The sequence below is a fragment of the Flavobacterium sp. genome (genome assembly GCF_035299245.1).
Lineage (GTDB): Bacteria > Bacteroidota > Bacteroidia > Flavobacteriales > Flavobacteriaceae > Flavobacterium.
The window spans coordinates 250,939-261,394 of the sequence record NZ_DATGWY010000016.1 but is presented as its reverse complement, the minus strand read 5'-3'; the positions used below and the strand labels follow the sequence as shown (position 1 = coordinate 261,394).

Below are 10,456 nucleotides of genomic sequence, written 5' to 3'. Positions count from 1 at the left end.
GAAATGAATAGCCCGACCCAATTGAACATAACTAATTTTCTATTTACTACAATCGCACTGTTCAATTGGGGCACGCCCCGATTAGCAAAAACTACGTTTTTCAAACTTGTTTTTGTCTATCGGGACAAGCCCAAATAAAAATATTAACCCTCAAAAAGAATTTTCTCAATGATATCAGTGTATTGTTTGGTATGATGATTGAATTTTCTAACAAAAATAGCATCACAATTAAATTCGAAATTGACATCAATCACATTGAAAGTACTTTTAGCTGCATTCATTCTTTCATGATCAAGTCCTCTAGCGATGGTTAGGTGAGCATTTACTGTGTTAGTTTTAAAACCTAAATTGTGGTGTAAATTACTAATTAGTGTATTCAAGTATGTTTTTGATCTTTCATCTGGAGCAATAAAAAATGTCTTTTCTCCAAATGAATCCCATGAATTAAAAGTTACTTTTTGAGGTGTAATATTTTTACAGCACTCTCTAATTTGTTGTATGTAAAGAGCTAATGCTATCTCGTTTTCAAAATTAACGACCGTAATATGAGCTGCAGCATTGGCACTTCCAAACCAACCAATTTTACTTTTGAGTAATTGTTTGTAGTCTTTTATAAGTAGTTTTTGAGCCTCATTTGGGAAAATTACTAATGAATAAAGAGGAATTGATTGCATGTAAGAAAATATAATCTAACTTAAATGGTTTTTAATGGATACTGACAATGCTCTTGAATAGGACAATCTGCACACTTTGGATTGGTGGGACGACAGATTTCCCTTCCTAAAAATGAAATTGCCATACCAATTTCACCCCAAATTTCTTTGGGTAGTACTTGCATTAATTGCTTTTCTACTTTATTACCGTCTTTAGCTTCAGTAATTAAACCAATTCTTGGAGCAACACTAATAACATGCAGATCCGCAATAATACCTTCTGCGGGAACTTTCATTTCACGCATAATTACGTTGGCCGATTTTCTTCCAATTCCTTTCAAAGCAACCAAATCCTCCAATTGAGTCGGAATTGCAGCATTTGTTTTTAATGTTTGGGCAATTTCAATCAACCAACTGGCTTTTGTATTGAAATTTCGAACCTTACTAACAAAAGGAATTACCTCTTCGATTGAACTAAAAGCGAGTGATTCTAAATTCGGAAATTTTTCAAAAAAAGCAGGAGCAATTTTATTAATATTTGCGTCTGAATCTTGAGCTGATAAAACGACAGCAACCATTAATTGATAGATATTTTCATAATTTAATGGATGTTTTTTTCCTTGGTATTGATCGATAAGCGGTTGTAATTTTTCCGACCAATTGTTTTCAAATAGTTCCATTTTTATTTCTTTATAAATTCAACAATTCTATTTATTACTTCTTTATTACCGAGAATTTTGCGATGTCCCAATCCTTCTGTAATCATAATTTCAGAATGAACCAGATTATCATTAATGTTATACGCCGCTTTAACATTAACATCTTCATCATTCAAATCATGAATCACCAAAACTGGAATTTTAACTTCCTTTGCAGCAAATGAAGCCGCATAATTCTCCATTTTTTCTTGATATTTATTTTCAAAGTAATCTCTTAAACGGATGGCAATGCTAGGTTTCAGTTTCAAATTCATTATAAAATTATCAATAATATCTTGAATAATATCACCACTTCCAATAATTACTGCTTTTTTTACTTGCAGCTTTTGCTTTATTGCATTCAAAATGGACATTCCTCCCAACGAATGACCAATAGCAATTTCAAACGAACCATAGTGTTTTTCAATTTCCAATATAGAAGCAATAAACTCAATCATTATGCTTGAATTCCCTTTTGATTTTCCGTGTGCTGGTGCGTCAAAACTTACTACTGAATAGCCATTTCTGACTAATTCATCAGCAATTTTAACCAATTGTGTTCCTCTTCCAGACCAACCATGGACTAATAATGCTTTTTTTTCTCCTTCTCCATAATGATACACTACAATTTCTTTATTGATTGAAGGAATCAATAGAGTATTTTGTTTGCTTTGCGAATCCATATGAAATTCTCGTTTGGGAATTTTATACTTTATTGGAGTTGTAAATAATTTGGCCGCAAATAAAGTTGCGAATTTGGGAGTAATAACCTCTAAAAATTTAGCTGTTATTAGTATTATCTTCGGAATTTTCAATGATTGCGCTTTTACATCATTATTTTTTGACATTTCAATAAATTTTTAAGCAAATTATTTGTTATAGTATTTTTTTGTAATTTACGACATTATAAATATAACTTAAAATGTTAAATCAAAGACGCGTAATTATTGAAAATGTTTTGCCTCAACTAGACAATGGGGCATTTTTTATAAAAAGAATTGTTGGTCAGAAAGTGGATGTTACTGCCGATATTTTATCCGACGGACACGATGTTATGGCTGCTGTAGTTCAATACAAATATGAAAAAGATAAAAAATGGTCGGAAGTCCGAATGACCGAATTACCCAACGATGCTTTCGAAGCCACTTTTACAGTTGAAAAACAAGGTTATTATTCTTATTTTGTGGAAGCATGGATTGATTATGCACTGAATTGGCAATACGGAATAGGAAAAAAAATCAAAGACAATCAGCAAGTAAAGTCAGAGTTATTAGAAGGAGTAGAGTACATTAAACCTTTACTTTCATCAGTTTCAGCTTCTGAAAAAAAATACTTGAATGAGTTGATAGATTTATTTTCGAATGAATCAAACTACGAACAAGCTATTATTGAAGCAGTATCCGATCGTTTGAAATCCATTTTTAAAGAAAATCCAACCAAATTTTTAGCCAATCAAACCGAAGAATTAAAAGTGTATGTGGATCGTCAAAAAGCACTTTTTAGTACTTGGTACGAATTTTTTCCACGTTCAGCTTCTCGCGAAGAAGGCAAACACGGAACTTTCAAAGACTGTGAGTTGATTTTACCTAAAGTCGCTAAAATGGGATTCGATACCTTGTATTTTCCGCCCGTTCATCCCATTGGTGAAGTGAATCGCAAAGGGAAAAACAACGCTACTGATGCACAACCAGGCGATGTGGGTTCTCCATGGGGAATTGGTTCGCAATTTGGAGGTCACAAATCCATTCACCCTGAACTCGGAACTATTGACGATTTTAAATCGTTAGTAAATAAAGCCAAAGAACTCGGAATCGAAATAGCCATGGACTTCGCGCTTCAAGCAGCACCCGATCATCCGTATGTAAAAGAGTTTCCTCAATGGTTCAAATGGCGTCCCGATGGAACAGTACAATACGCCGAAAATCCACCCAAAAAATACCAAGATATTTTACCCATTTATTTTGAAAGTGCCGATTGGAAAAACCTTTGGAAAGAACTGTTGGATTGTGCTTTGTTTTGGGTAGAAGAGTGCGGAATTAGAGTCTTCCGAGTTGATAATCCACACACAAAACCGTTCTATTTTTGGGGTTGGTTGATTTCAGAAGTGAAGAAAAAGCACCCCGATGTTTTGTTTTTAGCAGAAGCTTTTACGCGTCCGAAAATCATGCACGAATTAGCCAAACAAGGTTTCACGCAATCTTATACTTATTATACTTGGCGCAATACGAAAGCCGAATTACAAGAGTATTTAACGGAACTAACGAAAACGAATCAAAAGGAGTTTTTCCGTCCGAATTTCTGGCCAAATACACCTGATATCAATCCGTTTTCATTGCAAGGCGCAAACGAGAGCACACATCTTCAAAAATACTTTCTTGCAGCTACACTTAGCTCATCTATTGGAATTTACGGACCAGTATTTGAATACATGGTTTCAGATGCAATTCCGGGTAAAGAGGAATACATGGACAGCGAAAAATACCAAATTCGCCTTTGGGATTGGGAAAAAGAAAACAAAATTACGATGCTTATTTCGAAGATCAATCAAGTCAGAAAAGAACAAGCCTCTTTACAGCAAACCAACAATATTGAGTTTTGTGATACCGACAATGATCAAGTAATAGCCTTCTATAAATTTGACGATACTAAAGAAAATGAAACCCTCATGATTGCCAGCTTGGATGCTTATTATTCGAAACAAGCTTGGGTGAAATTACCGTTGCAATCACTCGGTATTCACGAAGGACAATCGATTACTGTTATCGATCAAATTACAGGAAACAGTTACCATTGGGACAAAGAGTGGAACTTTGTTGAGTTGCATCCAACACTTCCATTTCATTTGTTCAAAATTCAAAAATAATCAGCAATAATTTTAATGTGAGGCTAAAATTATGAGTTTAAAAAACGACAATCAAGATACCTTTACCACTTCGTTTAAATTTAAAAACGAATGGAAAGATGCGTTCAAAGACGACGAATTTATTAAAGTATTTTCGTCTGATATTCTCGAAAATTACATCATCAATAAACGTTGGTACGGCGGAAAAGCCAGTACACTAAAGTACATCGAGATTGTAGATCATTTTAAAATTAATTCGAAAAAGAACACTTATTACGGAGTTTTATTGGAAGTCAATTTTAAAGAGGCGTTTTATCAGCATTATTTTATGCCAATTGCTTTTATGACTACCGATGAATTGGATACTAATACCATCATCGCTCCAGCTAAATTTGGTCATATCGAAGGTTATTTAGTTGATGCCTTACACCAAGACGATTTCCGTAGATTGTTGTTTGAAAATATTGCGCAATCTACCGAAAGTAAAGAACTGAAGTTGGTATTTCACAAAGGCTCTTTTTTAGAAGATAAAGAATACAAATCCTCACGTTTTATGGGCGTAGAGCAAAGCAATACCTCCATTATTTACAATGAAAAATTTGTATTAAAAATCTTCCGACGCATTTATGTAAGTACCAATCCTGATTACGAGTTGAGTCGTTTCTTAACCGAACGCATGCATTATCAAAACACTCCTGCCTACACTGGAAGCATCAATATTGCCATGACCGAAGGAAATATCACTTTGGGTTTGATGCAAGAATTGGTTCCGAATCAAGGCGATGCCTGGAAGTTTATGCTCGAACAAATGGACGGCGTTTTCGACAATCTTTCTCGTAAAAAAATTAAGATTGATAAATTACCCAATGTCGATTTATTCAAACGGTTAAAAATCAACGAAATTCCACCCGAAATTATTGATTGGGTTGGACTGAGTCTGTTTTTACGAGTACAAACTTTAGCACTTCGTACAGCCGAAATGCACATTGCACTCGGAAGTGATATTCACGAAACAGCTTTCACACCAACAACTTACAATGGAGATTACACGGTTTGGTTGAAAAACAGGTTGTTGTACCAATTCCAAAACCGACTCAACATCATCGAAAACAGTTTGCACAAACTCGACGGAATGGCTTTAGATTTAGCGCATCAATTCCTTGAAAATAAAAAACTAATTCGTAAGCATTTTGTTGATTTTGATTGGACCAAAATGAAATCAGAACGCATCCGAATTCACGGCGATTTCCACCTCGGACAAGTTTTAGTAAACGGAGACGATTTCTATTTACTCGATTTCGAAGGCGAACCTGAAAGTACCATTCGCGACCGAAAAGTAAAGCAACCTCCATTAAAAGATGTGGCTGGAATGTTTCGCTCGTTTCATTACGCCATTTACGCCACGATTTTTAATAACGCCGATAAATATCCTTATGAACAAGAAGACTTGTTTAAAGCGGGCGAATTGCTGTTCAAATACCTAGTCGGAACGTTCTTAGAAACCTACATCGAAAAAGCGCAATCGGGTAACTTAAACATCGGTTACAGTCACGAAATCAATTTCTTACTCAAATATTGCATTCTCGAAAAAGCAGTATACGAATTAGGTTACGAACTAAATTCTAGACCAAGATGGGCAGTCATTCCGTTACGCGGAATCCAAACGATTATGGGGTATTAATTCTAATTAAAAATCAGTATAAATCCGCGCATGAAATCAGCTTCATCCACGTTCTAAAAAAAATAAAAATCTGCGAATCAGCGGCAAAAAAACAAAACAATGAATCCAACTCAACCCTATTCCTTATTCACCGATTTTGATATCGACCTATTCAAAGCAGGAAAACACTTTCGTCTCTACGAAAAACTCGGCGCTCATCTCACCGAAGTCAATGGAGTAAAAGGCGTTTATTTTGCCGTTTGGGCACCATCAGCCAAAAAAGTATCCGTAGTGGGCGACTTCAACTACTGGGTAGAAGGGCAACACGATTTGTTTGTTCGTTGGGATGGTTCCGGAATTTGGGAAGGTTTTATTCCCGGAATTGATAAAGGAACAACCTATAAATATAAAATTCAATCGCACAACAATAGTATCATTACCGAGAAATCGGATCCGTTTGCATTGTATTGTGAAAAACCGCCTCATACAGCTTCCATCATTTGGGATTTAGACTACAAATGGAAAGATGCTAAATGGATGGAAACTCGAGCCGATAAGAATGCGCTCGATAAACCACATTCGGTTTATGAAGTGCATTTGGGTTCGTGGCGCCGCAATGCAGAAGGCAAATTTCTAACCTATGTTGAATTAGCCGATCAACTAGTAAACTATGTAAAAGAAACTGGTTTTACTCACGTTGAGTTCATGCCAGTGATGGAATACCCTTACGATCCTTCTTGGGGTTACCAATTGGTAGGCTATTTTGCTCCAACATCGCGCTTCGGAAAACCGCAAGATTTCATGCTTTTGGTCGATAAATTGCACCAAGCCGGAATCGGAGTCATCCTTGATTGGGTTCCATCGCATTTTCCAAGTGATGCTCATGGTTTAGGTTTCTTTGATGGGTCGCATTTATACGAGCATCCCGATATTCGTAAGGGTTATCATCCTGATTGGAAAAGTTTGGTGTTCAATTACGGTCGCAATGAAGTACGTTCTTTCTTAATCAGTAACGCCATTTTTTGGTTGCAGCAATACCATGTTGACGGACTTCGGGTAGATGCTGTCGCTTCAATGTTGTACTTAGATTATTCACGAAAAGATGGCGAATGGGAACCTAACATTTACGGCGGAAGAGAAAACCTTGATACGATTAGTTTCTTAAAGGATTTCAACGAAGCAGTTTATTCTAATTTTCCAGATGTACAAACCATTGCCGAAGAAAGTACAAGTTTTCCAATGGTTTCACGTCCAACGTTCCTTGGCGGTTTAGGTTTCGGAATGAAATGGATGATGGGTTGGATGCACGATACGTTACAGTATTTCGGAAAAGAACCGGTTTACAGAAAATACCATCAAAACGACATTACATTTTCAATGACGTATGCCTTTACTGAAAATTTTATGTTGCCACTTTCTCATGACGAAGTGGTGTACGGTAAACACTCCATTCAAGGAAGAATGCCTGGTGACGAATGGCAACGTTTTGCTAACTTACGATTATTATACGGTTATATGTTCACACATCCCGGAGCGAAATTATTGTTTATGGGAGGCGAATTCGGACAAACTTCTGAATGGAATTTCGAAAGTAGTTTAGATTGGCATTTATTACAATACGGTTTCCATGACGGAATCAAAAAATGCATTGCCGATTTAAATGCACTCTACAAAAACAACCCAGCCTTGTACGAAAAACAATTCTCAGCCGAAGGTTTTGAATGGATCAATTATTCAGATAATGAAAATTCAGTCTTAACCTACATCCGTAAAGGAAACAACGAAAAAGAGAATTTAGTTGTTGTGTGTAATACGACTCCAGTAGTTCACGAGAATTACCGTATCGGAATTCCGAAAAAAGGAAAGTTAACCGAAATTTTCAATTCCGATAAAGTAGAATACAACGGAAGCGGAGTTTCAAATGCCAAAGCCATAAAAATTGAAGCCACACCTTGGAATGGTAAAGATTTTTCTGCTGAAGTAGTGCTGCCACCATTGGGAATTTGCGTTTTCAAAATGTCCTAAAAATAGGTTACAATTTCACAAAGGCACAAGTTAATATAAAAAAACTTTGTGTCTTTGTCTCTATGTGGCACATCCAAACATCCGCAAACGTTATAGTTAAAAAAACCTCACTTTACATGTTAAATTATAGTAATCAACTTTGTAAATTTGGCACTTTGTCAAAAATCAACTTATGATAATCAACACCGAACTAGAATACAAAGGCGATTTATTTCCTTCCAAAATTGTTTCCTACAAACACGAAGTCGACTCCATTGACTTTCATACCGATAATAATGTTATTTTACGAGTTACGGTTCTCCGCGACAGTATGATTCGGTTTCGCTTCACCGCAAAAGGATACTTTAGTAACGACTTTTCGTATGCCATTGATAAAACACAATCGCACGGATATAATGTTTTAGAAGTATCTGAACAAGAAGATCATTACCGAATCAAAACTTCAAAAATATATGTTGTCGTTCAAAAACACGATTGTCGTGTTGGAATGTATGAACTCGACGGAACTACAATTCTAGAAGATGAAATCGGTTTTCATTGGGAAGAAAGCTACGAATTTGGTGGTAACATCGTGAAAATGAGTAAAACATCGCGCGATGGCGAAAGTTTTTATGGTTTAGGTGATAAAGCAACACACATGAACCTTAAAGGAAAACGTCTTGAAAATTGGGCAACCGATCAATACGCTTTTCAAAAAGACCAAGAACCACTGTATAAAGTAGTTCCTTTTTACATTGGTTTGGTGGATACTAAAGCCTACGGAATCTTCTTTGACAACACATTTCGCTCGTTCTTCGATTTTAGTCACGAACGTAAAGGTGTAACTAGTTTTTGGGCTGATGGTGGTGAAATGAATTACTATTTCATCTACGGACCAAAAATGAGTGATGTAGTAACTACTTACACGCATTTAACAGGAAAACCGGAACTTCCACCATTATGGACATTAGGGTACCATCAATGTAAATGGAGTTATTATCCAGAAAGTAAAGTAAAAGAGATTACAGGTAAATTCCGCGAACTCCAAATTCCGTGTGACGCCATCTATTTGGATATTGATTACATGGACGGTTTCCGTTGTTTTACTTGGAATAAAGACTATTTTCCTGATCCAAAACGCATGGTTTCTGAATTGTCAAAAGACGGTTTCAAAACCATTGTCATCATCGATCCAGGAATCAAAATTGATAAAGAATATTCGGTTTACAAAGAAGCTTTAGAAAAAGATTATTTCTGTAAACGCGCTGATGGTCCGTACATGAAAGGAAAAGTATGGCCTGGCGAATGTAATTTCCCTGATTATACCAACCCAGAAGTGAGAGAATGGTGGGCCACTTTATTCAAAGAATTAGTAGCCGAAATAGGAGTGAAAGGTGTTTGGAACGATATGAACGAACCAGCGGTTATGGAAGTTCCAACCAAAACATTCCCGCTAGACGTTCGTCACAATTACGACGGAAACAATTGCAGTCATAGAAAAGCTCATAATATTTACGGAACTCAGATGGCACGCGCTACATACGAAGGCGTAAAACGATTTGCGTACCCAAAACGACCATTCATTATCACACGTTCGGCTTATTCAGGTGCACAACGTTATACTTCATCGTGGACAGGAGATAATGTGGCTTCTTGGGAACATTTGTGGATTGCCAATGTGCAGGCGCAACGCATGTCCATTTCCGGAATGGGATTCACAGGTTCTGATATCGGTGGATTTGCAGAACAACCATCGGCAGAGTTGTACGCACGCTGGATACAATTAGGCGTTTTTCATCCGTTTTGCAGAACGCATTCGTCAGGTCACCATGGTGAACAAGAACCGTGGAGTTTTGGTGAAGAAGTGATTGATATTACGCGTAAGTTTGTTGAACTTCGTTATCAATTATTACCGTATTTATACACCATGTTTTGGCAGTACATCAACGATGGTGTACCGATGTTAAAACCATTAGTATATTTTGATCAAGAAGATGCTCAAACGCATTACAGAACGGATGAGTTCATTTTTGGAAATCAGATTTTAGTGTGTCCAATTTTAGAGCCTAATGCATTGGGCAGAAGAATGTACATTCCACAAGGAAATTGGTACAACTTCTGGACTGAAGAAATCGTAAAAGGGAAAAAAGAGCTTTGGGTTGCCACCGATTTTGATCAAATTCCGATTTTTGTTAAAGAAGGAGCAATTATTCCTAAATATCCAATTCAACAATATGTTGGACAAATAGAATCGCCTGAATTATCGTTGGACGTATATTTCAAACTTGGAAAAGAAAAATCCTATGTCTATGAAGATGCACAAGACGGCTATGATTACAACAAAGGACGATTCAGCTACAAAACGTTTACCCTGAACGGGAAAGAAAACGAATTGTTCATCACACAACACAAGGAAGGCTCGTATGAAACCAATTATCAAACCATTAAATTGAATCTGAAAGGTTTGCCATTCAAAGTGAAAGGAATTGAGATTGATAATGAAAAAATAATTTTTGACAAGAACCTATTAGACCTTGAAAATGGCTTAGTTGTTGATAAAGATTTTACCGAACTTCATTTTATTGGTATATAATCTTTA

7 protein-coding genes are annotated in these 10,456 nt (G+C 36.3%); 4 read left to right on the top strand and 3 right to left on the bottom strand.

Going from position 1 to position 10,456, the window contains the following annotated elements:
- Positions 1 to 143: 143 nt before the first annotated feature.
- Genes VK161_RS12475 through VK161_RS12465 form a run of 3 tightly spaced genes read right to left on the bottom strand, consistent with a single transcriptional unit; the run spans position 144 to position 2,199 of the window.
- Complete coding sequence (locus VK161_RS12475) at positions 144 to 674, bottom strand: 2'-5' RNA ligase family protein (protein WP_324215112.1); 531 nt, start codon at positions 672 to 674, stop codon at positions 144 to 146.
- A 20-nt stretch (positions 675 to 694) separates the two neighbouring features.
- Positions 695 to 1,333: an endonuclease III gene (locus VK161_RS12470; protein WP_324215111.1), complete on the bottom strand. Its 639-nt coding sequence runs from the start codon at positions 1,331 to 1,333 to the stop codon at positions 695 to 697.
- Between the two features lie 2 nt (positions 1,334 to 1,335).
- Positions 1,336 to 2,199, bottom strand: coding sequence for an alpha/beta hydrolase (locus tag VK161_RS12465; protein ID WP_324215110.1), 864 nt, complete (start codon positions 2,197 to 2,199; stop codon positions 1,336 to 1,338).
- Positions 2,200 to 2,273: 74 nt separating this feature from the next.
- On the opposite strand from VK161_RS12465, the gene VK161_RS12460 reads away from it, so the two are divergent.
- The 4 genes from VK161_RS12460 (at position 2,274) to VK161_RS12445 (ending at position 10,450) form a co-directional block, all read left to right on the top strand.
- Positions 2,274 to 4,214, top strand: a complete 1,941-nt coding sequence (locus VK161_RS12460; protein WP_324215109.1) for an alpha-1,4-glucan--maltose-1-phosphate maltosyltransferase — start codon at positions 2,274 to 2,276, stop codon at positions 4,212 to 4,214.
- Between the two features lie 31 nt (positions 4,215 to 4,245).
- Positions 4,246 to 5,874: a trehalose synthase gene (locus tag VK161_RS12455; RefSeq protein WP_324215108.1), complete on the top strand. Its 1,629-nt coding sequence runs from the start codon at positions 4,246 to 4,248 to the stop codon at positions 5,872 to 5,874.
- A gap of 99 nt (positions 5,875 to 5,973) precedes the next feature.
- Positions 5,974 to 7,878 (top strand): 1,4-alpha-glucan branching protein GlgB, encoded by a 1,905-nt coding sequence (gene glgB, locus VK161_RS12450; protein WP_324215107.1) that lies wholly within the window; start codon positions 5,974 to 5,976, stop codon positions 7,876 to 7,878.
- 172 nt (positions 7,879 to 8,050) lie between these two features.
- Positions 8,051 to 10,450: a glycoside hydrolase family 31 protein gene (locus tag VK161_RS12445; RefSeq protein ID WP_324215106.1), complete on the top strand. Its 2,400-nt coding sequence runs from the start codon at positions 8,051 to 8,053 to the stop codon at positions 10,448 to 10,450.
- Positions 10,451 to 10,456 lie beyond the last annotated feature (6 nt).